The sequence below is a fragment of the Brotaphodocola sp. genome (assembly GCF_050873365.1).
Lineage (GTDB): Bacteria > Bacillota > Clostridia > Lachnospirales > Lachnospiraceae > Brotaphodocola.
On the sequence record NZ_JBNMIQ010000011.1, the window covers coordinates 20285 to 45396 of the forward strand.

Sequence of the window (25112 nt, forward strand, 5' to 3'; positions counted from 1 at the left end):
AAAGCGGCGCACCCATAAGGAAGTAAATTCAATTTTGCAGGACAGCATGGCATTTCGCTATGCTGTCTTGCTTTTTCTTTGCCGTTCAATGGTCTGCTTGTTCTCGTCCTGTTCCAGTTCCCCGATAAAGTTCCACACAATCTCTATCTTCTGTCTACGGTGTCCACTGGACTTGTCCGGCGCATGAACAATGATTTTCTTCACAAACTCATTGACGATAGTAGGCGTTAATTCCCGTATTCCCACATATCTGCGGATAATGGCGGCGAAGCTGTCAAAATCCGTCCTGTCCTGCTCATAGGTATCAACGGCGGTCTGTTCCGTTTTGACAAACGCAGTCAGTTCCTTTTGCTCCGCTTCATACTCTGCGGACAGCTTCAAAAACCGTTCGTGGCTGATCGTACCGCTAATATCGTCCTCATAGATACGCTTGAAAATACGGTCAAGTTCGGCAATTCGTTTCCTTGCCTGTTCCAATTCTTTTTTCTTCTGTTTTACTGCTTTTTCTGCTTCCTCAAACCGTTGCTGATACACCATGTTTTGAAAACCCTGTATATCATCAAAGAACATTGCAGTTACATCAAAAATCCTCTGCCGGACAAACAGCGTTAAGGTTTCTTCTCTGATAAAATGTGCGGAACAAGTTCCCGTATTGCTCTTGTAATTAGAGCAAACATAATGTTCCTGCTTTGGAGAAAAGCTGTTCGTTGTGCAGAAATAGAGCTTCTCGCCGCAATCAGCACAATAGCGCAAACCCGAAAACAAGCCTTGCCGTCCTGTCTTTGTTGGGCGGCGTTTGTTTGCCCGTAGTTCCTGTACCCTCTCAAATACTTTTTCCTCAATAATTGCAGACTGCGTATTCGGAAAGATACGGTAATTTTCCGGCGTATTTTGCAAACGCTTTTTCAGCTTGTGGGATTTGGAATAGGTCTTGAAGTTGACCGTACAGCCAGTATATTCGGGACGTTCCAAAATTCCCGATATTGACTTGTAATCCCACCGATAAAGGTTATCCGGCATTGTTTTACCGTCGCGCTTTGCATAGTAGGCTTTGACCGTCAAAACCTTGTCTGCTGTCAGTATCTTTGCTATCTGCATAGGTCCTTTTCCGGCAACGCATAAATCAAAAATCCTCTTTACCACAGCGGCGGCTTCCTCGTCCACGATCCACTGTTTCTTGTTGTCTGGGGATTTCATGTACCCATAGGGCGGATTAGTACAAAGATGTTCTCCGGCGTTTCCTTTCGCCCGCATGACAGCGCGAATTTTTTTGCTTGTATCACGCGCATAAAAGTCATTGAACAGATTGCGGAAAGGGGTAAACTCATTATCGCCTTTGTCGCTGTCTACACCGTCGTTGATTGCGATATAGCGAATATCACGCTCCGCAAAGAAGCTCTCTGTATAGTAGCCGACTTTCAGATAGTCACGCCCCATGCGCGACATATCCTTGACGATAACCGTCGTGACTTTTCCGGCTTCCGCAAGGCGTATCATTTCATTCCAACCGGGGCGGTCAAAGGTCACACCAGAAACGCCGTCATCAATGAAAAATATGGGATTTGAAAAACCATTGTCTTTTGCGTACTTCAAAAGGATTTTCTTCTGGTTTGCAATGCTGTTGCTCTCCCCGTCAAGGGCGTCCTCTTGAGAAAGTCTTGCATATAAAGCAGTAATGTTGTCGGGATAATTATTTGTCGTTGTCATGTGTTCATTCCTCCTGTAATGAACGCCCGACAAACAGGTTGCTGTCTTTATTATAGCGAACATAATTTTTATTGTCAGCAGGCATTTTTGAAATTTCTGATTTTATGAGCCGTTCCATTTTGTCATAGAGCAGTTCAGAGCCGCCGCAAATCGTTGATACCTCATAAAGCGTACCGCCTATTTTGTAAACAACGGTTTCGTGCAGCGGATTGCTCTTTTCCGGAAACAAATTGTTGTATTCTGTTTCTCGTTTCCTTTCCATTCCGGTCACGTCCTTTCCCTGTTTTAAGAAGTGAGAAGTTTCTCAGCAAGCATAGGAAAAGAGTACCCTTTTCCGTAAAATGCGTCGCATTTTGCTTGTTGGGAAGTTTCCCAAACCCTCATTTTTCTTTCACTACCTACAACACCACACAAGGCGATTTTGACAAAGGTTAAACGAAAATTTTTCAAAGAGTTTTTCTCACTTCTTAATACGGGAAAATTTCTGAAATGCCAAAAGTGGAAAGAAAGTTTGCAACAAATTTTTTATTCATTTACACTATCTATGAGTTTACAAAAGAGCGCATGAAAAGCGCGGAAAAATAAGTTTTGAAAGTATATGATTGTATAAAGGAGGCACACGAATGGAATGGTTAAAAAAATTAAGTACAGCCATAGACTACATAGAGCATAATCTGGACAATGACATATCGTATGACGAAGCTGCGCAGATCGCCTGTTGTTCACCTTTTTATTTTCAACGTCTTTTCTCTTATGTGTCGGGGATTTCGTTGTCAGAATATATCCGCCGCAGAAGAATGACACAAGCGGCGTTTGAATTGCAGCGGACAAATGCGAAAGTGATTGATATTGCCTTGAAGTATGGATATACTTCCCCGACTTCATTTAACCGGGCATTTCAAAGTGTTCACAATATCACCCCGACTGCCGCGCGCAATCTGGGAAGCACGTTAAACGCATACCCTGCAATTCGTTTTTCAGTTCAAATCACAGGAGGAAATGCTATGGCATATCACATTGCAGAGAAATATCCCATGCGTATGGTGGGGGTTCGTATTCCATTATCCACAGACATGGAAGAAAATTATAGGATTATTCCAGAATTTTGGAAGTCTGTTTTAAGCAGCAATTTGTTTTCAGAAATATGTGTTTTGTCTAATCAATCCCCCAAAGGGATATTAGGTGTTAGCGTATATGAAAGTCCGCAAAGAATATTTTATTATATCGCAGTTGCCACAGACGCACCCGTACCACCCGATATGTTTGAATTTGAAATTCCTGCGGCTACATGGGTTGTCTTTGAAAATAATGGTTTTTTCAAAGAGAATGTGCAGAGTGTTTTCAAAAGATTTTATACAGAGTGGTTGCCTTTTTCGGGCTATGAATACGCAGAACTTCCAGATATAGAGGTATATCCTGTCTGTGAGGAAACGCCTATAAGTGGACACTCCGAAGTATGGATAGCTATAAATAAGGACAAGGAGGGTAAAAAATGTACCATTTGAGATTAAAGGGCGAACATTATCAAATGGGCGTTAAGAGAGGAAAGATTTTTCAAAAATGCAACATAACCTTTCCACTGCATCTTGACGACTTTCAGATGAAATACGGAAGAGAAAGTGAACGGATATTAAAAGGTTATTTTCCAGAAGTATGCGAAGAAATACGGGGTATCAGCGATACCATAGGCGTGGACTATATAACCTTTGCTTCATGGCTTTTATGTATGGGCTGTTGTATGTATAATCTGGAAGATAATATCCCTGTCGAAATTAGGGGGTGTACTGCTTTTGCTTATTCCAAAGACGGAAAAGTCATTTATGGACGTAACAATGATTTGCCCCCGTATTTGAAAAGCGGAAGTAAAAGCGAAATCTATTCCCCGTCAAATGGAAACAAATTTAACATAACAACTTCTTCTTTCATCAACGGCGAGGAGGGGCTGAATGAGCATGGGCTGGCTGTCGCAATGACTTTTGTTATGACCAGTCTGGAAAAAATACGGGCAGGCTTTAATTCGTGTTTTATCGTGAGGTATTTGCTTGAAAAAGCAGATAGTACAGACAACGCAATCTCGATGCTTATGGAATTACCGATAGCTTCAAATTGTAATATTCTTATCGCAGATAAAAGCGGAAAAATGGTTGTAATTGAATGTACACCATTCACAAAGAGGATACGGGAAGCTGAAAATGTGGACGGCGGTAAAATCGTGTGTACTGTAAACAACTTTACTTCTGATGAAATGAAGCTACATGACGCCGCAAATGGTGACGATTATCATGCCACTAAACGTTATCATACCGTTATGGATAGTTTCCATGCCCACATAAACGGAAATCTCATTGAAGCGACAGAACAGCTCTTAAAAGGGGCTTATGGGTTTATATGTCAATATGATGATGAGCCGGATTTTGAAACGGTCTGGAGTTCTGTATTTGATTTGGAAAGTCTGATAATATATCGCGCAGAGGGTGATCCGCGGAAAAAGAAATTTCTTGTAGACAGCAGATTACATGACATTGTGCAAGGAAAATAGGACTTTGGAAATATATCAATGGATAACATGCCCTGTATGTAAAGGCAAAACACGCAACAAAGTCCGAACAGACACTGTTTTAATTAACTTCCCTCTATATTGCCCGAAATGCAAACAAGAAACGCTTATTAACCTACAACAATTTCATATATCAGTTATCAGAGAGCCAGACGCACAGACGTAGAGCCGATAGCACGCTTGAAATATAGCGGCTATTGGCTCTTTTCTTTTGGACGGAGGTATTATTATGCCATTTACTGTTATCGTAGGACTATCCAATTCGTCAAAAAAATCCTAACCGATACAACGGCATATTTCGTCCATAAATATGCACTGTCAGTTCCTTGCGTATGCTCTTATATCTCATATCATTCAAACGCTCATGTAGCTTTTTTGTTACATGGGCGTTTGTTGTAGTAGCCCCCGACTGGGAAGAAAGGGGGTGAATGAATATGAGATATTCTGAACAATTCAAAGAGCATATTGAATATACGTTCAATGCCTTTTGCAAAACCGTACTGCGCAATGCGGCAATCAACGCATACCGCGATATGAAAAGGAAACAAAAACGGGAAGTATCGCTTAACTACCTGATGTCTGAAACATCTTTTGAACCATTTACAATGGATATTTATTTTGAACAGTACGATAAGCCGACTGTCTTTATCGTACAAAGTCATGAAATTATTATTGTAAACGAACGGTTAGCCATTGCATTATCCCGATTGCCGGAACAAAGGCGCGTTGTCTTGCTGATGTACTTTTTCCTTGGCTACACTGATACAAAAATCGGAAATGAGTATGGACGCAGCAGAAGCACCGCTAACTACTGGAAATTAGCAGCATTGAAGCAGTTAAAAAAAGAATGGGAGAAAACAAAACATGAGGAATAGAAAACTGGTATCTTTTGAAGTCATTGAAAAAGCTGTCGCCGGAGAGCCGGACGCGATAGACACAGTATTGCGGCATTACACAGGACACATAAAATATTTGTCCAACTATCAAGGAGGTATCAATGATGATATTCAAGACCGATTGAAAGCACAGCTTATGAAAGCTATCTTACAGTTTCAGTTTGACCGATAATGAGTAGCAAAGCCAAAAACAGCCATCAAGGGTAAACTTTGCGCTTCGCGCCCTTGACTGCTGTTTTCGTCCTTGCTGTTGGGTAGTCAAGAGAGCGTAATCGGATAAAACGCTTACGCTCTCTACCTATGATGAAATGTGGAAAATGATTTTGTACCGTTTCCTTTCGCTTCCATTCCGAAAACATAACTTCAAACGGGCTTGACAGAACGGAAAGGAATGGAATTGATTTAATCCGTAATTGATATATCTTTACTTTGTATATCTTTATTTATTTACGTTGGATTTTCCGACGTCGGAAAATCCAATATCGGATAACCCAACACCGGGAGTTACTACTGTATTCAAAGCTCACCCGATAAATCACCTTGTGAATTTGTTTTTCGGGGTAGTGTGTTACGCAATAGAGGGTATTTTCCTCTTGATTTGTAAGGCTTTTAAGGCGCGTTAAGTACGGGGGTAATGGTTTTATACTCATATCCTTAAAAATGGCGTTCTACTGCGTAACAAAAACAGAGAGCCAACCACCGTTGAAAGTGATTAACTCTCTGTTCTTGTTTGCACCCTGTTTGTCAGCCGTTAAGTTGGTTTGTTTTCAATACTTCCTTATCGGCGTTTAACAAATGGCTGTCCCCCGTTTCTTTTTCTTGCAGTTTCTTTTTTAATTTTCTGTTTTCATTCTGCTTCGTCTCAGATTCCCGATTCTTATCTCTTACTCTTCGTAACCGTTCGGGTTGTTCTTCTGCCAACGCCAGGAATCCTCACACATCTCCTTGATTCCGTTCTTTGCCTTCCAGCCAAGCTCACGAGCTGCCTTGCTCGGATCACAGTAGCATGCCGGAACATCTCCTGCACGACGATCCTTGAAGACATAGTTGATTTTGAGGTTGTTTGCCTCCTCGAATGCATGAATCACATCGAGAACGCTGTATCCAACACCGGTTCCGAGGTTGTAGATCCAGACACCGCCCTGCTCCTTGCTCATCTTATCGAGAGCCTTCACATGACCATCTGCAAGGTCTACTACATGGATGTAGTCACGAACACAGGTGCCATCCGGGGTGTTGTAGTCGTTTCCGAATACTCCGAGGCACTCGAGCTTTCCTACTGCAACCTGGGTTACATACGGAAGCAGGTTGTTCGGAATTCCCTTCGGGTTCTCACCGATACGACCGGACTTGTGTGCACCGATCGGGTTGAAGTAACGAAGAAGCATAACCTTCCACTCCGGATCTGCGGTGTGAAGATCGGTCAGAATCTGCTCAAGCATACCCTTCGTGCGTCCGTAAGGATTCGTGATCTCACCCTTTGGGCACTCCTCGGTGATCGGGATGAATGCCGGATCTCCGTATACGGTTGCGGAAGAACTGAACACGATGTTCTTCACTCCATGACGGCGCATCACATCACACAGAATCAGAGTTCCGGTGATGTTGTTGTGATAATACTCCAATGGCTTGTATACAGACTCACCAACTGCCTTCAGACCTGCAAAATGAATGACTGCATCAATCTTCTCATTCTGGAAGATGTGCTCAAGTGCCGGCTCGTCCAGAAGATCTGCCTCATAGAATGTTACCGGCTTTCCGGTAATCTCCTCCACACGCTTTAATGACTCCTTGCAGGAATTGCACAGGTTGTCAACCACTACCACCTCGTAGCCTGCGTTCAACAGTTCCACACAGGTATGACTTCCAATATATCCGGCTCCGCCTGTTACCAAAATAGTAGCCATAATGTCCTCCTCTTTGCTGTTCTCAAAAATCCTGAGATTTCATGAGATTAATAATAACTTTATTTTTTATTATAAATGGAGAGTCCGGGAAAAACAATGATATTTTCTTCTGAATTCGTTCAACTTTTATCGAAGTTTTTCTATCTTCTTTTTATTTTTCCAAAAATTTGAGGAGGAATCCCTTCCCCCTCGCTTTACAAATCAATCTAATTTTCGTCTGTCTCAGAATCTTCCATCGCTTCTATCTCTTCTATAAATTTTTCTCCGCTCTCCGTTTTTACCTGTTTTCATATAATTTCATCTGATTTCATCTGGCAGAAAATTTTTCTGCGCACAGAAATGCCCGCATTTTCAGCACCGCCTTCTTCTCGATTCTTGAGACATAAGAACGGGAAATCCCCAAGTGTTTTGCGATCTCCCTCTGCGTCCACGCCCGTTTTCCCAAAAGACCATATCGCATGCTGATGACCGTCTTCTCCTGCTCGCTCAAGCAGGTCTCAAATGCTTCGTATAGTTCCCTGACATCCTGATCGAGAATGATCTCTTCCAGAAAATCCTTGTTTTCCGCCTGCACCACGTCCACAAGCGCGATTGCCTCCCCATCTTTGTCGAGACCAATCGGCTCAAACAGCGAGACCTCCCGGCTGTACTTCTTTCCTGCACGCAGGAGCATGAGAATCTCGTTCTCAATACATTTTGCCGAGTATGTCGCCAGCTTCGAGCCCCGCTCCGGATGAAACGTGTTCACCGCCTTGATCAGACCGATCGTCCCCACCGACAGAAGATCCTCCGTCTCATAGTCTGTACTCTGATATTTTTTGACCACATGAGCCACGAGTCTCAAATTTCGTTCAATCAGGATATTGCGTGCCTCCCGATCTCCCTCTCTCAAGCGTTTCAGGCAGGCACGTTCTTCTTCAGGTGTCAAAGGCTTTGGAAATGTCTGCACAGAAAAAGCCACCCTGAAGCTTACTCATGATAATGTATGCTTCGGTGGCTTTTCCAGTGCATCTTCGGCTTTTCCGAATTTGCGGTTTATTTTTATGTTCTTATGTTTGTCCGGTTTTATTTATGTTGGTCCAGTCTTATATTTGCTGTACCACTTTATTGCCGCTCAACGTGTAAAGAGCTCCGAACGCATTCGCTCCGATACGAAGCAACACTGCCATCGGCAATCCGAATAATCCCGCTGCGATTGACAAAGCTCCAAATGTATTGAACGCAGTCTGCCATGCATATCCCGCAGAATATCCCACTCCGATTCCGCCAATCATCCCGATATAGGGGTGCATCGACTTTGGAAGCAACAGGTACAAACCGATAAACAAGAGACAACCGACAACATTAAATATCCATCTGTCTCTGGCTCTTGTGATACAATCCTTCGGAAATGGAAGGCACACAGACATACAGGCAATTCCTGCCCACATTGCTCTCGGCAATCCCAAGAGATTCATAAAAAGCATCGCGCTGGAGACAGTCAGTGTCAGTCTGATGTACCATCTGCCACGCGCGGATTTCAGATCAAACTCTCTGAAAAGATCTAAAAATGTCCTCCGGTACGGACGCTTTCTCTGATTCTTATAAAAAATAATCATACAGAGAATCATTCCAACCGCAAGCCCTTCGACTCTCAAGAGATATGCCTGCCCCGTCACCGGATATCCCAAAAGAAGCAGGTATCCAAGAACAAAGGTGGAATGATTATGCATAATCACATTGTGACACCCCAGTATCATCAACAGAAATATGCAGATAACGTTGATCACAAATGCGAGGACCGGAGAAACCATATGAGCCAGACGCGGTCCCGCCATCAAAATGCCAAAAATTCCTGCAATGGAAAAAATTCCATGAGTCGTTTTGATTCCAAAATCTGCCTGACGCAACACAAGTACGGACAGCAGAACCGTGACGCCGACTACACTGTTCTCACTGCCCGTCAACTTACTGTATGCACTCACCACTGCCACACAAAACGCCATCACCAAATACACTTTGAAATTATAAATCAAAATGTGACGTATTTTTTCTTTCTTATCTGCGGTGTTTTTGATCAGTCGTTTGGAACCGGCAGAATTCAATTGTAATTCCTGATAAAATGTCATCCTTTGTTGTCTCTCCTTAACTTTAACCTTAAATCGAATATTCCCTGAGAACCAGCTCCGTGATTCCGGGGTTCTCCCCACCCGTAACTCGAAGAACCTTGGGATTCTGCCCGTGTCCAAGTTCCCGGTAAATCGCTCTCTGGATCGCATTTCCCCGGTTATATCCGTGAACAATCCGAATCCGATAAGTACTTCCATTCGCCCGCTTAATCAGCGAAGTAATTCTCTCGATCGCCTGATCCGCTGTCATTCCATGCAGATCCGCATCGATGTATGGTTCCTGTCTCATAAGTTCTCCTACTCTGTTTTTTTCTTATGTTTTCTTCATCAGATAAGTTTTTGAAATCTATTTTAACGCATACACGCTCATTTATCTACCTTATTTTTTCAAGTCAACGCTTGCAAAGACTTGAATCTTTGTTTCCCCTCACCCATTTTTATTCTTCTGCGTCAATCTTCCACCCACCCGCATAATGTATAATGAAAATTCGACAACAAAATCCCATCACAAAACTCTGGTCGATGTGCGAGATTCGCTCTTTTATCTCAAACGGCGGTGCAAGAACTTCCATCTGGATACAGTGGAGCGAGGTCAATGTGAGTTACGAAGCACCCTCCCCCTAGGTCACTCCGTTTTTTCTGATAAGAATGAGAATGTGCCATGCGCCAAAGCACGTTCTCATTCTCTATTCGTTCATTCTCCATTCGTTCATTCTCTATTTGCTGATTCTCTACTCATTTTCAGAAGCTCTTTCGTAGGCTTTGATCTTCTCGTAGAATTTCTCTTCCGCCTTGCTGAACACCGCATGTTTCTTCCAGACAAGCGCCGTCTTTGTGGAAAGCTCTGGCTCTAACGGCAGAAAATGTACGTTCGGATCGAGCACCGGATCGAGCAAATTTCTCGTCGTCACAAAGTATCCCATTCCCTGTTCTACAAGCGCAACCGGACTTCCGTGAAGCACATTGTAGGTCGCGACGATCTGCAAATGTTCCGGATCCGTCCCCGCCCAGTGTGCAATCTCATTCTGCAATCCAGCTCTCCGATGTGCCACCAGCGGAAGTCGCCGGATCTCCTCTCTCGTCACCGCACTCTGCCGTGCCAGCGGATCGTCCTTTTTCATCAGAATCCCCCACTCAGACGAATCGGGAAGTGCAAGAAAATCATACTTCACATTGTCGATTGGTCTGAGCATCACCGCAAAATCCAAAGTTCCATGATCCAATCTCTCTGAGACATCCACGGCATCCCCGCTATAAAAATAAAACCGCACGCCCGGATAGATCTGCCTGAATTCAGAAGCAACACGCAACACGGTCTCCGACATCCCTCCACCAATCTGAATCTCCCCAACAATCTCCGTGGAATCCGAGCGAATCTCACGCTCTGTCTTTTCCACAAGTTCTACAATCTCCTCTGCACGCTTGCGAAGCAAAATTCCATCTTCCGTCAGCACGATCTTTCGCTTTCCGCGAATCAGAAGCTGTTTTCCAAGATCTCGCTCCAAATCCATGATCTGTTTCGACAGAGATGGCTGAGCCATGTGCAGGCGCTCCGCTGCCCGCGTGATATTCTCCTCCCTCGCCACAGCGAGAAAATAACGCAGTTGTCGAACTTCCATCCTTTTCTTCCCCTCCCCATATCGTTCTTATCATTCCTTTTAGCTATATTTTATCATACACAATAGGTATTTGATATTATGATTTTTCAAATGTATAATGTTCACGATCACAAATCGATAACCATCGATAAAAACAGATTTTTTATATTTCCAATACAGAAGGAGGTTTTCTGGTATGAAAGTGAATACAAAGGCAAAAAAGCTCGACATGCTGAACGGACCGATCTGGAGTAAACTCCCGCAGTACGCGCTCCCTGTCGCAATGACCGGAATCTTAGAACAGCTTTTTAATGCCTCCGACCTTGCCATTGTCGGAAATTTTGCGACCACAGACCGAACCGTCGCAATCGCTGCCGTCGGCGCAAATGCCCCGGTTATCGGCGTAATTCTGAACCTGTTCATCGGTCTCTCTCTTGGAACAAACGTCGTCATCGCAAATGCGATCGGGCGTAATGACAAAAAAGCAGTGGAACGGGCTGTCCACACATCGATCGTTTTTTCCCTTCTCGGCGGACTCCTCGTCGCCCTGATCGGAGAACTCTGCATCGGATCCATGCTGACGCTTCTCCATGTTCCCGATGCGGTTTTTCCCTACGCACTCCTGTACATCCGCATCTATCTGCTCGGATTGCCGGTCATCTTCCTCTACAACTTTGAGGCGGCGATCTTTCGAAGCATCGGAGACACCAGAATCCCGCTTCAGGCTCTCGCCTTCTCCGGCATTTTAAATGTCGTGCTCAACTTGATTTTCGTTGTCGGTCTCAAGATGACCGTAAACGGCGTTGCAATCGCGACCGTGATCTCCAACGCTGTCAGCTCCCTGATCCTGTTTTATCGGCTCACACACACCGAGAAGTGGATTCAGGTTCATATCAACAAACTGCACATTCACGGAGAGTCTCTGATTAAAATTTTTCAGATCGGACTGCCTGCCGGAATCCAGACTGCGGTCTTCAATATTGCAAACGTCGTGATCCAGTCTGCAATCAACAGCCTTGGAACCGTCGTCATCGCCGCTTCAAGTGCCGCCTACAACATTGAAATTCTCGTCTACTACGTTTTCAATGCCTTCAGTCAGGCATGCACCACCTTTGTCGGTCAAAACTATGGTGCCGGACAGATCAAGCGGTGTGAGCGCACCCTGATCCTGTCTCTGATCGAGAACTCCATCGCGTCAGTCAGTGCGATTATCCTCGTCCTCAGCAGTGGAAAATTCCTGCTCTCGCTCTTCAACAGCGATCCTCAGGTCATTGAGCTTGGCTACACCCGTCTGCTCCTGATTTTCACCGCATACATCTTCAGCATGCTCTATGAAGTCATGTCCGGATATCTGCGCGGTTTTGGAATTTCCTTTATCCCCGCACTTCTGACGACGATCGGTGTCTGTGGAACGAGACTCGCCTGGGTCTACTTTGCTTTTCCGAAAAACAAGACGTTTCACACGCTCCTGATGGCATATCCGCTCAGCCTCTCGATCACAGCTGTACTGATCCTGACTGCGCTTCTGATCTGTCATCCGGCACACCGTTTTCAGGCAAAACAGGCAAAGTAAGACAAAATAAATCAAGTATAAATAAGAAAACAGGGCGAGTGCTTCATCCATCTCGCCCTGTTTTCTTATTTATTGCCTTAGTTATTTTCTTATTATCACCTTATTATTGCCCTATTATTGTTTTCTTATCGTTTTCTCGCTGTTTTACAGTCGCTTTGTCTCTTTATTCTTTCTGTCCTCATTTTTTGCTTCCACATATTGCCGGATTGTACTCATCAGCAGTTCTACATTCAGAGGTTTTGATAAATGCTCATTCATGCCCGCATGTTTGCTGAGTACAATATCGTCAGTGAACGCATTCGCCGTCATCGCAAAAATCGGAATTGTCTTTGCATCCGATCTGTTCATCTCTCGAATCAGCTTTGTCGCCGTGAGTCCGTCCATCACCGGCATCATGATGTCCATGAGAATCAAATCAAAACCATCCTCATCGGAAGAGGCAAAGAGATCGACTGCCTCTTTTCCGTTCTTTGCCATCGTCACCTCAATTCCTGCATCCTCGAGAATGAACTTTGCGATCTCCATATTCAGCTCATTGTCCTCCGCGAGAAGAACTTTTACACCCTCAAGCATCTGATCCGGTGCTTCTTTCCTGACTTCTGCACTTTCCTTATATCCGTAATCAATCTCCATCGGTATCGTGAGCGTGCAGACAGTGCCGACACCAAGTTTGCTCTCCACCTCGATCGTTCCGCCCATCATCTCGACAAGCTGTTTTGTGATCGTGAGTCCCAGTCCCGTTCCCATATAAGACGTTCTCGCATTGTCCTCCTCCTGAGAAAACGGTTCAAATGCGTGCTGAATATAGTCCGGACTCATTCCCCGTCCACTGTCCGAACAGGTAAAGCGATAGATGCCTCGTCCATTTTCACAGGAAATCTCCTCCGTAGAAAACTGGATCGTTCCGCCGTCTTTGTTATATTTAACTGCATTTCCTGCGACATTCTGCAAGATCTGCTTGAGATGGAGAGGACTTCCGATCAGATGAAAATGTTTCGTCTTCTCATGCTGGAACGAGATCGTCAAGTTTCTCGCCTCGCCGTTCATCTCCGCAATACTGCTGATCTCTCTCAAAATCTGAAACAGATTAAACGGCTTGTGTTCAAGAGTAATCGAACCGGACTCGAGCTTATTCATATCCAAGACATTGTTGACAAGATCAAGCAGAAATCCAACCGCTTCCTTCACCTTGTCTCTGCACCGCCTCAGCGTCACCACATCGTCCGAATAGTGATCGGCAATCGCAATCATTCCAAGAATTCCATTGATCGGCGTGCGAATGTCGTGACTCATCCGGCGCAGGAAATCCGTCTTTGCCATGTTGGCACGGCGGGCATCCTCCGCAGTCTCCATGAGCTTCTGCTTGTACTCGGCTTCTTTCTGCTTCTCCGCGTCGATCTGGCGAACCACATAGAGGACATTCGTCACCTGCCCATCCCGGTCGCGCTTTTTCACGATAAAACGGGCGAGATGCCACGAACCCATGATCGCATGATACTCAACTGCGACACTCTCGGTGTCGCGAAGGCGTTCCTGCAACGTGGAGACATCGAGAAACTCTTTCATCATCTCCTGATGCTCCGGAGCGACAACGCTCTCGCGTGCCTCCCTCAAGATCTCCTCTGCACTTCCACATCTACCGGTAAGGCGGTGCATATCTTCTCCCGCTGAGATCTCCTCATACGTCCCGCGAACCACATCAATCCGATAGATCAGCCAGTAGAGCTTGCTGATCGAGTTGATGATCTCGCTGTTGATCGTCGCATCGGCAAGCGCCTTCTCAAGCCGAATCTTCTGTTTTTCCTGCTCGGCAATGATATCGTCAATGTAGCGGTAGCCCATGATGACCTTGAATCCGTCGGTGTCCTGAAGGCGCGCAATCTGAACCTCAAAGAACTCCTGCCCTGCCGGATTCGGATAGGTGCGGAAACGGTACGCAAATCGCTTGTTCGTCTTGAGATACTCCATCAGATACTCTGCACTCAGTTTTTCCACGAAATCCGGTGCCGACTCTTTGACGACAAAGTGATCGAAGTAATACTGAATCCGGAAAGAAAATGACTGACGTCCCACTGTGATCTTCTGATCTGCAACCGCCGCATTCGTGTCACATCCCTGTTTCAGTGCAATCATGGTATCCTCCATGAGATCGCAATAATAAACCGAAGTGTAATCGATGCTCAGCACATCAAGAATCTTCTTTTCCTTATTCAGTTCCCGAAGACTGTTCTCTAAAGACTGCTGTTTCTGCTCCAGCTTTTCCATTATTGTCAGATTTTCTTTCAATCCTCCGATATGACCACCGATTGAGGTTAAAAGTCTCAGAGATAGCTCCGATCGGTTGCGCTCCGGATTGTCAAATCCGATACAACCATTTAACTCTCCCCTCACCAAAATCGGGATCATGATAACTGCATGCAGATCCTGCCCCTCAAACAACGCATATTCCTCGGGCATCGTCTTCTTTTGATCTTCCCAGTTCATCGAGACAATCGCTTCCCCACCGGTCAGCTTTGGCGTCCAGTTCGGCATATCCGCCAATCTTAAATTTTGCATCTCTGGCATCGTGTGACGGACTCCGTCTGCACACCACTCATGTGTCATGCGAAGAGCATTCCGATCATCGGAAGTCCAGGTGAAGAGATACGCACGATCTGACATCGAATAAGAACCTAGAGAAGCGAGGAGACGTGGCATGATCTGGTTGAGTTCCTCCATGCTGGCAACATTGTCAAACAGCTTCAAGTTGTCGAGAACGTCATCGACCGTCCCGAGCACCTCCTGGAGCGACCGATATTTCCTTGCCTGTTCGGCTTCCTTCAGGGCAAGTTCCAGTTTCTGCTGTTTTTCTTCCAACGTCTTTTTTGCCTTCTCTTCTCTGAATTTCTGTGTCAGATCGAGAACATAGGTGATCGCAAGCACATCCCCTGTCTCCTCATCCATAAACATGACGATGTGCTGTTCTGCAAGCATCGGCTCAAAAACAGCAGACTTTGTCCAGTATTTATGGAAGACGTGCGTTTCCCCTTTCTCAAAACGATGCAGAAGATTCGGAATCGATAGAAAATCAAAATAAGCCGTCTTCTGATCTTCCGACAGCTTCTCTCCCCAGAACGCAACCACATCGCTGAAACGGGCATTCTCCGGCAATCCCATCTGCTCATTCAGGCAATATTCCGTTCCATCAATCACCTGATACATATATCCCGGGACAAGATCCCTCGTCAGATTCACGCTGTAATACGCGCCTGCACTCTCAGCAAGTGAATGTTCCAGAATTTCTATCTTTTTCTTCAGTGTCTCATTTCTCATGCAAAACTCTACTTTCTTAATTTTTTCCGTCAAACGCGAAACCCTTGCGGTTTAATACCCCCCCCCGAGTTTTTCCTTCGACTCTGTACTCAACATGTTTCTCTTTTTCTTCCATGACAAAACAGGCATCAACCATATCCGTTCGGATAGTTCCTGCCCATTCTCATCATTCTACTTTTGTGATACAAAGTTATCTTTCCATCAGGTGAAACGTCCTCAATAAATCTAATAAATCCTCATTCCAAAAACGGTGGGACATGGGATATACGAAAAAACCGTCTGTGAAAATACAACTTCCACAGACGGTATGCAATAAGCAAAAATCTCCGCAAAAAGATCAGATCACTGATGCAACCGGCTGTCATAGTCCTGCGGAATTTTGAACGTAATTCCTGAAACCTTAGACCCATTTGGCTTTGTGTCCCCGTCTTTCGGCGAGTTTACTAAATATATTATTTTTCCTTCGGCAATCATGTTCCTTCTCTGAACATGAAATCAGCTTTATTATATTCTCTCGATTTCCCCATGTCAAGTAAAGGAATTCTCTTGCGCTTGATTTCGTACAATTATAAAACGTAAAAATATTAAGAAATAAGAAATTCGCTATCTTTTCGATACACGATGCGCTATGCTTCTTTTCGCATAATCACAAACTTCATCATCGGGTAGTTGATTGCCACCTGAACAAGAATATTGACTCCGTTCGCAAGATAAGTCGCAAACATTCCTCCCACAAAACGTTCGGTGTATTTCATTACATGAGGCGGAAGCCAGACGGAAATAATTCCTGCAACGGTAACTGTGAGGATATACCACCACACTTTTTTCCCGATCTCTCCATCCACACCAAATACCACTTTTCTCTGCACAAAAAAATTCACAATCTGCGCACAGACATATGCCAAAACAAATCCCAAAAATCCGCAGAGTCCTCCGTCTCCGCTCTCCTTCACCGGATAATCAAAGATGAACCAGTGAACCGGGATCTCTGACAGCCCTCGAAACAGATATCCAGATGCAATTGCCAGAACCACAAAATTTACAATCGTCGCGACATTACTCATGAGATTGAATAAAATAAACTCATACAGATCTGGATTCTTTCTCTTCCATTCTCTGATTGATTCAGCCACTTTGCTTCCTCCTTGCCCCACGCTTAAGTCTCTGATTTTTGCAGTATGCCGTGAAAAGATGGGACACTCCTGAAACATATCGCCCATTTACCAGTTCTAACAGAGCGCGAACCATGTCCATACTGACGACTCCCGCACACATTTTTGCGATCCCACGAAACGGCATATGATAGATAAACAAAAGATTCAAGTTGGGTTCCCGACTCTTGTCACTTTTTTTCTTCATCGCATCCAGAACCCGAAAGACCATCCGCGCCAGAAAACTTTTTGCTCCCTGCATCTGACAGATCGTATCATTCATCCCCAGATCCTCTCCGTGCTTCCAGCTTCCATCCGGAATCGGATGTCCAAGCAATCTCTCAAATTCTTCGTCCGAGACATCTTGAATCTGTCCTGACCAGTATGACGGGAGTTTCGTCTCCTCTTTTCGCGGAACCGGAGAACCTTCTACGAAGATCTCCTCCTCAAGATGAATCTCCTGCACATTCGATCCCGCCATAATCGTATACATTCCCGCTTCTACTTCCCAGCGATTTGTTTTTCCATTAAAATAACGAAATGCCTTATCATCGAGAGGGATCTCCACCTTCGCCGATTCTCCCGCTCTCAAAAAGATTTTCTGAAATCCCTTTAATTCCTTCTTCGGTCTGTATACCCGGCTGTCTGGTTTTGCAACATAAATCTGAACCACTTCTGCGCCATCCACGTTTCCCGTGTTCGTCACCTCGAGACAGACACGCTCCCTCGATACTCTCAGATTTTTATAGGCAAATGTCGTGTAACTCAATCCATATCCAAATGGATATTTTACCGGTATCCCCACGGTATCATAATAGCGATAACCGATGTATAACCCTTCCCGATACTCGCAGTTTCTCTCTTTTCCCGGATAGTAGTGATACGCAGGTGTGTCCTCATAGCAAATCGGATACGTCTCACTGAGTCTTCCACTCGGACATACTCTACCAGTTAAAACGTTCAAGATCGCATTCGCCCCGGCCTGACCTGCAAGATATCCATGCACAATCGCCTTAGCTTCCACATCCCAGGACATCTCCACCACCGAACCGGCGGATAAAATCACCACAACCTTATCATTTACCGCTGAGATTGCCCGCAACAATTCAATCTGGTTTTTTGGCAGACTCATCTCTTTGCGATCCATGCCCTCGGACTCCTTCTGTTCTGAAAGTCCCATATACACAAGAACCACTTCTGCATTCTGTGCCAGTTTTACCGCTTCTTCTACCAGTTTCTCATCCGGCTCTCCATTCCGGTGAAATCCCTGCGCATAGCCCAAACAGTCCAATCCACTCTGCCCGATCAGATCCAGCGTATGATCGAGTCTCGTCGGATTTACCATACTCGACCCGGCTCCCTGGTATCTTGGATCTTTTGCGAAGTCGCCAACTACCGCCACCTGTGTTCCCTGCTTTAACGGGAGGAGCTGTTCTTCATTTTTCAGAAGAACGATGCAGTTTTCCGCCACCTGTTCCGCCATCCTGTGATGCGCCATCTTATCAAACGGATTTTTTCCTTTTTCCTTTTCTGCCCGATCTGTCGTAAAAATCAGATCCAGGAGTTCATCCACCCGTTGATCCAACACTTGCTCTGACAATCTTCCCTCATTCACCGCCGTTGTGATCTCCAGGATTCCATCCATCCCAGTACTCGGCATTTCCAGATGGCTTCCCGCAATCACTCCCGCTACATGATCATTGCTTCCACCCCAATCCGATACCACAACTCCCTGAAATCCCCACTCTTCGGTCAAAATTTCTTTCAACAAGTGCTCATTCTCATTCGCATAAACACCGTTTACCATGTTGTAGGCACTCATCAGGGTCTTCGGTTTCCCCTCTTTGACTGCAATCTCAAAACCGGTCAGATAAATCTCCCTCAAAGTCCGCTCGTCCACAACGGAATTTGTTGACATTCTCCGCAGTTCCTGACTGTTCACTGCAAAATGTTTCGGACATGAGGCAACGCCCTCTTCCTGAATTCCCCGGATATAGGCAGAAGCCATTTTTCCAGCGAGATACGGGTCTTCGGAAAAATATTCAAAATTTCTTCCACACAGAGGACTTCGCTTCATATTCAGACCAGGACCTAAAAGAATGTGAACCCCCTGACTCCTCGCCTCAATTCCAAGATGATGCCCCACTTCTTCCCCGAGCTTCGGGTCCCAACTGTTTGCCATCGCAGATGCGGTCGGATAACAGGTCGCCCGGAGACTGGGATTTAAACCCAGATGATCCGCATTCCCTGCCTGTCTGCGAATTCCATGAGGACCATCCGCAAGTGTAATGGACGGAATCCCCAGACGGTCAATATTCACCGTCTCCCAAAAATTCTTTCCAGACATCAGGGAGGCCTTTTCTTCCAGCGTCATGTTCCGCACGATCTTCTCATACTTCAACTGCTTTTCCTTCATTTCTGCCTCCCTTTTCTACGTTACCTCTGTATCCCCATCTGGACTTACAGATAGTTTTCCGGATTTCGCTTCTTATCACGCACTCGCCAGATACAGCTTGCGAGCATCAGCAGGAAAAATGCACTCGCCCCTGCGATTCCTGCATAGCATCCCTTCTCCCATGGAGCCAGCGTATAAGTGATCTCAGCTCCCGGTGCAATCTGATTCATCGCATTGGAATTTGCTACCATATAACACATTTCTTTTGTCGCTTTCTGCAAATACGTTACCGTAGTCGCACTCGGATTGTCCTGATCAACAAAATTCTTTCTGTTAGACTGTAAGCATGCGGTACCTCCATTTCGGATCATCTGATCCGGGTACATAAAGTCATGAAGTGCATAATCCGTCAGCGCTGTACCATGGAAGCCCCACTCGTCTCTCAGAACTGTCTGTAACAGTGCGTGGTTTGCGCCAGACCAGGTATTTCCCACACAGTTAAATGCTGTCATCACACCCGTTGCCATGCGGAAATCCTTCTTTACCTGACGATTTCCATCCTGATCCAGATAATTAAGATCACCGACTGCTTCCTTGATTGCAATTTCAAACGGTTTCAAATAAATCTCTCTCACGGTCTGCTCCGTTGCCCACGTCATCAACAGCCACTCCGGATTCTTGTATCGATCCAGAGATTCATGCATATGCGTTCCACAGCACCAGGAACGACAGAATGCCTCCTGATCGTTCATCGCAAAATGTTTGATATACGCAAAGACTCCATATTTTCCAGCTCCTGCCACTTCCTTTGCACACAATTTTCCGGCAAGGAAACCATCCTCTGAGAAATACTCAAAGTTTCTTCCTCCAAACGGAGTTCGGTGTGTATCCAGTCCCGGAGCATACCATCCGGTCATGTCATTGACCATTCCTTCTTTTCCGACTGCCTCTCCAATCTCTTCCATCAGATCGACATTCCATGTACATGCAAGCAATGCCTCACACGGAAATGCTGACATGTAATAGGTGTCAATCTTCTCATTCTCTTCTCCTAACGCCTGATGGCGGAATGCCTGCGGACCATCATTGTCAAGTGTGGTTGGTTTTCCATACTGCGTAAATGCCTCCGTCTGAAATCCTGCTTTTCCAAGGAGCAATGCCATCTCGGATGGAGTCCACTGACTGATATAGGTCTCCCACAGCGGATCTTCAAAATCTTTTGCGCGAAGATCAATCAGGGATATTCCTGCCTTTGCGCCGGTCACCGGCATCTCCACATCCTCATCGTGGGTCGCAATGTCTTTCTTCGTACTGTAATTATTCTGATCGAGAATTTCTTTCAGCTCCTGTGGCATTACACAGTCTTCTTCTGTCGGTCTTGTCGGGAACGATTCCGCAAAACCTGCGGCACGATTCATAGTCTTATCGCCATTGGCAACTTTTAAGTTATTTCCGGTCATCTCCCGGTCAAACGCATTCTCGGCTACCGTGTAATCCGTTCCGTCTGCGTTGTGAGCGTATCGCTCGCTGTCACGCGGTCCATCCTGACCTTCTTTATAAATTCGGGTCTTGTCGATTCCGTTCTCTGCTCTGAAGACGATGGCACTGACATCCTCTGCCACTTCCAACTCCTCAGAATCTTTTACCTCTGCATAAGCCCACGCATGAGAGCCGTAAACCGTCTCTTCCACAGTGCCAAGATAGAACGAGTAATCTCCCTTATCTAACACATAGCAACGCTCATTCTGATCGTCATAGGAAGCTAAATCTTCCTCGTCCACGGCAATCGTGACCATCTGCTTTTCTCCCGGTTTCAACGTCTCCGTCTTGTCAAACCCACACAGAACAACTTTCGCCTTCTCGATTCCGCCCGAAATGTACGGTGTCTCCACATAAAGTTCTACAACATCTTTTCCTGCCGTGTCTCCGGTATTTTCAACCTCCACCTCAAACACAAACTGGCGATCCTTATAATCTGCACGGACGATATTCTGTGAGAATGTGGTGTAGGAAAGACCATAGCCAAACGGATATACAACTCCATTCTCTCGATTGTAATACGGATCGGTCACACCTTCCGGCATCTGGTCAGCGGAAAAATATCCCATATCCGCTGCCGTTTCATAAAATCGATAGCCAACATAGATACCCTCCTCATATCCCACAAACATGATCGGGCGTTCTTTCTGTGATCCATCTGTTGCCGTATAGGCAATCTTCGTATCGTATTCACAGGAGAACGGTGCATCTGCATTGTAATATGCTGGATCTCCAAAATTCTGCATTGCCGGATCTTTTAAAAGATCTACTGCATAGGTATCTGCCAAACGTCCAGAAGGACAAACCGTACCGTTTAACACATCTCCAATCGCATAAAAACCGGATTTACCAGGACCGCCCACAAACAAAATTGCGTCCACTTTTTCGTCATCCTGAAGGGTTCCAAGTTCCATCGTGTTATTGGAGTTGATGATCACAATCACCTTTCCATTTTCTCCGCGGAGTTCTTTTGCCTTGTCAAGAACCGCTTTCTCTTCATCGGTAAGTTCCAGATAATGTTTCTCTGCATTTATTCCGTAACGGTTCACACTTCCATCTTCCTTTGTCATAACCGTTGGAAGATCATGATATTCTCCGCCTCCGCGTCCAATCCACACAATCTGAACTTCATTTTGACTCGCCTGTGAATTCTGGCTTGCCTCCTCAATCTCCTCTGCATTTAACTCCGGGACATCCCAGGCTGCCACATAGGTTTTGCTCACCGTCGGGCGGGCAGGTTCTTCATTTTTATCCTCATCGGTGTAGTATCCGTTTTCTTTGAGTACCATCCAGTCTCTATAATGCTCGTTCGACCAGTTCAGATAATAGGATTCCATTCCCTCATTGATCTGAATATTTGCCTGTGCAAGTGCCTCCTTCGGTTTCACGAGATCATTCGATCCCACTGCTCCAGAACCAGATCCACCTACACTCGGATAATAAAACGACCAGCCCATCGCATTTACGGTCATTTGATTCTTCGCCGACAGTGCTTCCTCGTTCTTCGTCAACGGAAGAGCGTGATTCTGGTTTTTCAGAAGGACAATTCCTTCTGCCTCTGCCCTTCTTGCCACCTCAGCGCCAGCTTTTGCTGTCTCCTCCTTTGTCATTCCCGGCTGATTCAAACCGTAATAATCGCTATCCCAGTTCTCGGTTCCTGCCTTCGAGGACACAATGACATGTCCATTTCCAAATACCGCATCCATGACCGTGCTCCAATACTGCATCACCCCTGTCACGACCATGCTGAATACCAGAAGAAGAGAGGCAATCGACATGGAAATTGTTATGTACTTGCGATTGTTTTTCTTTTTCTTCATCTCACGTTCCCTCCAATTTTTTAAGTTTTTTCGTATCTGCATTATAGCATCTTTGCCCTTTTTGTGCCTGATTTGGCACAAACGGTCATTTTCTGGCACAAACAGCATCTGCCCCCTGCGCCGAGTGCGCTTCTTCGTTCCACTGCGGTCGGTGCATAACAAGCGCCACTGGTGCTTTCCACCCTTGCGGAGCATTTTTTGTATGATAGGACGCAATTTCTATCATATGAAAAAAGAGAGACGACACAGCTATTTTCCTGCGCCTTCCCTCTACATTTCCAAGTTTTGCTCTCTGTTTTTTCTCTCTGTCTCTGCCCTTATTCCTCTGTCGGTCTCGGAATCAAAATCCGAAGTTCAAACCAGTTTTTATTGACCGCAAACGAAACATTTCCACCATATTTTTCCACGGAATGTCGGATGCTTTTCAATCCAATCCCATGATTTTCCTTGTCCGCCTTTGTCGTCTCCGGATATCCATCCACCAACTTCAATTCTCTGTCACAATAATTTTCCACCTGAATAAAAAGGAAGCTCTTTTTCGCCGTAATCTGCACATGAATCAAACGTTTCTGTGGATCTTCGACCATCATCAGACTCTCGATCGCATTGTCTAAGGCATTTCCAAAAATCGTGCAGATGTCCGTCACATGAAGAAAATTCAAGAGTTCCCCATCTGCCACACAAGTCAGATTCATATTGTGCGCCTGACAGTACATCATCTTTCCTGTCAAAACCGTATCCAGCACATGATTGCCTGTCTGGATATCCGCCTGATTCCATTTCAGCTCCTCCTCCATCGCGTTCAACCACTGTGTCCGCTTTTCGGAATCCTGTTCTGCGCGAAGCCCCGCAATCTGATGTTTCAAATCATGATATTTCATGTTGATCAGATCAATGCTCTCCTGGTAATGGCGGTAATGATCATACTGACTCTTCAGCATCGTGTTAATCGACGCAATTTCCCGTTCTGCATTCAACTCATAAATCCGGCTCTGGTAAGCATATAAAATAGCCACTCCTCCCAAATCCACCAGCGTCCGGATATTAAAGATGTCCGCCACAAACCGACTGCTAAACGGTGTATCCTGATAAAGAAAACTTAAATTGCTGAACGCAAAGGATGCCATCACAATCAAAACGGCGGAACACAGTTCCTGCCTTGATATTTCAAGCGGAAACTGACCCTGAATCACTTTTTTCTCCAGCTTCCAGGCAATCAAAAACACCGCTCCGTAAATGGCACATAAAAGGAAAATCTGAATGATGGGTTCTGTCACTCCGATCCCGCGCACATAGCAGTCCAACTGCCATTCCAACGAGGCCGTAAATTCTGCTAGCAAAAATGCTTTGACCCCACAATACACTGCCATCTTCCAGGAAATCTTGCAGATTGTGTAAAGAAAGAAAATCATCATTCCCACCGCAAAAATCATACACGGAAGCCAAAAAAGCATGGGAAGTCTCTCTGTCAGAACAAGAACCGCACCTTGCAGGATCAGCCATACCAGCTCATAAATCAGAAAAGCTCTCCCCTCTTTCCTCTTTTTCAGAAGAAGACAATAGACGGTACAGACTCCCCATTCTGATAATGCTGTATAAAATCTTGGAATATCCTGATAAACCTGTTCCATTACAACAAACCCTCACTCATATAATTGGTCAGCACTTCCATAAATTTGTTTTTTCTGGCCCGGCTGATCAAAAGCTCCTCCCCGTGAATCAAACAGCAACCATTCTTTACGCCATCTACATGATGCATATTCACGAGGTATCCCTTATTGCTTCTAAAAAAGCCATATGGTTCCATTTTTTCTTCCATATCCTGCATTTTGGCTCTCGTCCGATATAAACCGTATTCTGTGTGAAAAATTAGCATATGTCCTTCACTCTCCACATAATAGATCGCTGAGACATCCAACTTCTGTACTCCATCTGCAACTACAATCGAGATCCACTGTTTCTCCCGCTTTTTCAACCGGCTGATTGCGCGATCAAGTTTCTGTGAGAAAGCAAAATAAGTCACCGGTTTTAAAATATAATCCAACGCATCTACCGCATATCCACGAATCGCATAGTTCGTCATGTTTGTAATAAACATAATCACAACTTCTGAATCCATCTCTCGAATCTTTTCCGCTGCTGTCATCCCATCCATAAAACGCATCTGAATATCCATCAGGATAATATCAAAATTTCCACGATAATTTTCTGTGATATCCTCTCCATCAGAAAACAGTTGAACCGAAATCTCACGTTTGCTCTCTTTCTGATACTCCTGAATGTATTCCACCATTTGTTTTACATAGAGTTCTTCATCTTCCACTATCGCAATACGGATCATTTCTCTTCTCCACCATTTTTCAATTTCTAGTTTTTTTATTTCTAATCTTTGTGTTTTTTATTTCTAATTTTTTCCATGTTTTTCCATGTTTCGGGAGTCGTTTTCCTCTTTTTCTTTTGGGAAATTTTTCTTTTTGGAAATGCTTCCCTTTTTGTACCTGCACACATCTTTCTCTTATCTTATCATAACTGCCTTACGTTTTCCAGAA

Annotated in this window: 19 protein-coding genes and 1 riboswitch; of the genes, 6 read left to right on the forward strand and 13 right to left on the reverse strand. The window is 45.0% G+C overall.

The genetic code is table 11. The features are described 5' to 3' along the window. Positions 1-57: 57 nt before the first annotated feature. Entirely contained in the window at positions 58-1707 is a 1650-nt protein-coding gene (locus tag ACR0QT_RS07280) for a DUF4368 domain-containing protein (protein WP_432630164.1), read from the reverse strand. A 4-nt stretch (positions 1708-1711) separates the two neighbouring features. After that, the gene (locus ACR0QT_RS07285) at positions 1712-1969 is read right to left on the reverse strand and encodes a hypothetical protein (RefSeq protein ID WP_432630165.1); all 258 of its coding nucleotides are present in this window, start codon (positions 1967-1969) and stop codon (positions 1712-1714) included. A 361-nt stretch (positions 1970-2330) separates the two neighbouring features. Here ACR0QT_RS07285 and ACR0QT_RS07290 point away from each other — a divergent pair, with 361 nt between their 5' ends. The 5 genes from ACR0QT_RS07290 (at position 2331) to ACR0QT_RS07310 (ending at position 5332) form a co-directional block, all read left to right on the forward strand. Beyond that, positions 2331-3212, forward strand: a complete 882-nt coding sequence (locus tag ACR0QT_RS07290; protein ID WP_432630166.1) for an AraC family transcriptional regulator — start codon at positions 2331-2333, stop codon at positions 3210-3212. After that, positions 3200-4246 (forward strand): C45 family autoproteolytic acyltransferase/hydolase, encoded by a 1047-nt coding sequence (locus tag ACR0QT_RS07295; RefSeq protein ID WP_432630167.1) that lies wholly within the window; start codon positions 3200-3202, stop codon positions 4244-4246. Before ACR0QT_RS07290 ends, ACR0QT_RS07295 begins: the two co-directional genes overlap by 13 nt. Beyond that, positions 4224-4430: a cysteine-rich KTR domain-containing protein gene (locus tag ACR0QT_RS07300; protein ID WP_432630168.1), complete on the forward strand. Its 207-nt coding sequence runs from the start codon at positions 4224-4226 to the stop codon at positions 4428-4430. Before ACR0QT_RS07295 ends, ACR0QT_RS07300 begins: the two co-directional genes overlap by 23 nt. Positions 4431-4698: 268 nt before the next feature. Next, positions 4699-5139, forward strand: coding sequence for an RNA polymerase sigma factor (locus tag ACR0QT_RS07305; RefSeq protein ID WP_432630169.1), 441 nt, complete (start codon positions 4699-4701; stop codon positions 5137-5139). Further along, entirely contained in the window at positions 5129-5332 is a 204-nt protein-coding gene (locus ACR0QT_RS07310; RefSeq protein WP_432630170.1) for a helix-turn-helix domain-containing protein, read from the forward strand. Before ACR0QT_RS07305 ends, ACR0QT_RS07310 begins: the two co-directional genes overlap by 11 nt. A 712-nt stretch (positions 5333-6044) precedes the next feature. On the opposite strand, the gene galE is transcribed toward ACR0QT_RS07310, so the two are convergent. The 5 genes from galE to ACR0QT_RS07335 all read right to left on the reverse strand — a co-directional run bounded on the left by galE (position 6045) and on the right by ACR0QT_RS07335 (position 10794). Further along, positions 6045-7067 (reverse strand): UDP-glucose 4-epimerase GalE, encoded by a 1023-nt coding sequence (gene galE / locus ACR0QT_RS07315; RefSeq protein WP_432630171.1) that lies wholly within the window; start codon positions 7065-7067, stop codon positions 6045-6047. A gap of 307 nt (positions 7068-7374) precedes the next feature. After that, positions 7375-8016 (reverse strand): RNA polymerase sporulation sigma factor SigK, encoded by a 642-nt coding sequence (sigK, locus tag ACR0QT_RS07320; RefSeq protein ID WP_432630172.1) that lies wholly within the window; start codon positions 8014-8016, stop codon positions 7375-7377. A 136-nt stretch (positions 8017-8152) separates the two neighbouring features. Beyond that, the gene (locus ACR0QT_RS07325) at positions 8153-9175 is read right to left on the reverse strand and encodes an FUSC family protein (RefSeq protein ID WP_432630173.1); all 1023 of its coding nucleotides are present in this window, start codon (positions 9173-9175) and stop codon (positions 8153-8155) included. 28 nt (positions 9176-9203) lie between these two features. After that, positions 9204-9464, reverse strand: coding sequence for a Smr/MutS family protein (locus ACR0QT_RS07330; RefSeq protein WP_432630174.1), 261 nt, complete (start codon positions 9462-9464; stop codon positions 9204-9206). Positions 9465-9906: 442 nt separating this feature from the next. Beyond that, a complete protein-coding gene (locus ACR0QT_RS07335) occupies positions 9907-10794 on the reverse strand; it encodes a LysR family transcriptional regulator (protein ID WP_432630175.1) in 888 nt (295 codons plus the stop codon). A 175-nt stretch (positions 10795-10969) separates the two neighbouring features. Here ACR0QT_RS07335 and ACR0QT_RS07340 point away from each other — a divergent pair, with 175 nt between their 5' ends. Next, positions 10970-12346, forward strand: a complete 1377-nt coding sequence (locus tag ACR0QT_RS07340; RefSeq protein ID WP_432630176.1) for an MATE family efflux transporter — start codon at positions 10970-10972, stop codon at positions 12344-12346. A gap of 144 nt (positions 12347-12490) precedes the next feature. Here ACR0QT_RS07340 and ACR0QT_RS07345 read toward each other — a convergent pair whose 3' ends face one another. The 6 genes from ACR0QT_RS07345 to ACR0QT_RS07370 form a co-directional block, all read right to left on the reverse strand. Then, positions 12491-15658, reverse strand: coding sequence for a hybrid sensor histidine kinase/response regulator (locus ACR0QT_RS07345; RefSeq protein WP_432630177.1), 3168 nt, complete (start codon positions 15656-15658; stop codon positions 12491-12493). A 346-nt stretch (positions 15659-16004) separates the two neighbouring features. Beyond that, positions 16005-16113, reverse strand: a riboswitch (cyclic di-GMP riboswitch). Between the two features lie 171 nt (positions 16114-16284). Further along, positions 16285-16791 carry a polysaccharide biosynthesis protein GtrA gene (locus tag ACR0QT_RS07350; protein WP_432630178.1) on the reverse strand — a complete coding sequence of 169 codons (507 nt, stop codon included), beginning with the start codon at positions 16789-16791 and terminating at the stop codon, positions 16285-16287. After that, positions 16784-19225, reverse strand: a complete 2442-nt coding sequence (locus ACR0QT_RS07355) for a glycoside hydrolase family 3 C-terminal domain-containing protein (RefSeq protein ID WP_432630179.1) — start codon at positions 19223-19225, stop codon at positions 16784-16786. Before ACR0QT_RS07355 ends, ACR0QT_RS07350 begins: the two co-directional genes overlap by 8 nt. 44 nt (positions 19226-19269) lie before the next feature. Then, positions 19270-22563, reverse strand: coding sequence for a glycoside hydrolase family 3 C-terminal domain-containing protein (locus ACR0QT_RS07360; RefSeq protein ID WP_432630180.1), 3294 nt, complete (start codon positions 22561-22563; stop codon positions 19270-19272). Positions 22564-22880: 317 nt separating this feature from the next. After that, positions 22881-24194 (reverse strand): ATP-binding protein, encoded by a 1314-nt coding sequence (locus ACR0QT_RS07365; RefSeq protein WP_432630181.1) that lies wholly within the window; start codon positions 24192-24194, stop codon positions 22881-22883. Beyond that, complete coding sequence (locus ACR0QT_RS07370; protein WP_432630182.1) at positions 24194-24904, reverse strand: LytR/AlgR family response regulator transcription factor; 711 nt, start codon at positions 24902-24904, stop codon at positions 24194-24196. Before ACR0QT_RS07370 ends, ACR0QT_RS07365 begins: the two co-directional genes overlap by 1 nt. Positions 24905-25112 lie beyond the last annotated feature (208 nt).

Excerpts from the sequence above, each read along its gene's own strand:
- ACR0QT_RS07280 (WP_432630164.1), bottom strand. The coding sequence starts at position 1,707 with ATGACAACGACAAATAATTATCCCGACAACATTACTGCTTTATATGCA.
- ACR0QT_RS07285 (WP_432630165.1), bottom strand. The coding sequence starts at position 1,969 with ATGGAAAGGAAACGAGAAACAGAATACAACAATTTGTTTCCGGAAAAG.
- ACR0QT_RS07290 (WP_432630166.1), top strand. The coding sequence starts at position 2,331 with ATGGAATGGTTAAAAAAATTAAGTACAGCCATAGACTACATAGAGCAT.
- ACR0QT_RS07295 (WP_432630167.1), top strand. The coding sequence starts at position 3,200 with ATGTACCATTTGAGATTAAAGGGCGAACATTATCAAATGGGCGTTAAG.
- ACR0QT_RS07300 (WP_432630168.1), top strand. The coding sequence starts at position 4,224 with ATGACATTGTGCAAGGAAAATAGGACTTTGGAAATATATCAATGGATA.
- ACR0QT_RS07305 (WP_432630169.1), top strand. The coding sequence starts at position 4,699 with ATGAGATATTCTGAACAATTCAAAGAGCATATTGAATATACGTTCAAT.
- ACR0QT_RS07310 (WP_432630170.1), top strand. The coding sequence starts at position 5,129 with ATGAGGAATAGAAAACTGGTATCTTTTGAAGTCATTGAAAAAGCTGTC.
- galE (WP_432630171.1), bottom strand. The coding sequence starts at position 7,067 with ATGGCTACTATTTTGGTAACAGGCGGAGCCGGATATATTGGAAGTCAT.
- ACR0QT_RS07325 (WP_432630173.1), bottom strand. The coding sequence starts at position 9,175 with ATGACATTTTATCAGGAATTACAATTGAATTCTGCCGGTTCCAAACGA.
- ACR0QT_RS07330 (WP_432630174.1), bottom strand. The coding sequence starts at position 9,464 with ATGAGACAGGAACCATACATCGATGCGGATCTGCATGGAATGACAGCG.
- ACR0QT_RS07335 (WP_432630175.1), bottom strand. The coding sequence starts at position 10,794 with ATGGAAGTTCGACAACTGCGTTATTTTCTCGCTGTGGCGAGGGAGGAG.
- ACR0QT_RS07340 (WP_432630176.1), top strand. The coding sequence starts at position 10,970 with ATGAAAGTGAATACAAAGGCAAAAAAGCTCGACATGCTGAACGGACCG.
- ACR0QT_RS07345 (WP_432630177.1), bottom strand. The coding sequence starts at position 15,658 with ATGAGAAATGAGACACTGAAGAAAAAGATAGAAATTCTGGAACATTCA.
- ACR0QT_RS07355 (WP_432630179.1), bottom strand. The coding sequence starts at position 19,225 with ATGAAGGAAAAGCAGTTGAAGTATGAGAAGATCGTGCGGAACATGACG.
- ACR0QT_RS07360 (WP_432630180.1), bottom strand. The coding sequence starts at position 22,563 with ATGAAGAAAAAGAAAAACAATCGCAAGTACATAACAATTTCCATGTCG.
- ACR0QT_RS07365 (WP_432630181.1), bottom strand. The coding sequence starts at position 24,194 with ATGGAACAGGTTTATCAGGATATTCCAAGATTTTATACAGCATTATCA.
- ACR0QT_RS07370 (WP_432630182.1), bottom strand. The coding sequence starts at position 24,904 with ATGATCCGTATTGCGATAGTGGAAGATGAAGAACTCTATGTAAAACAA.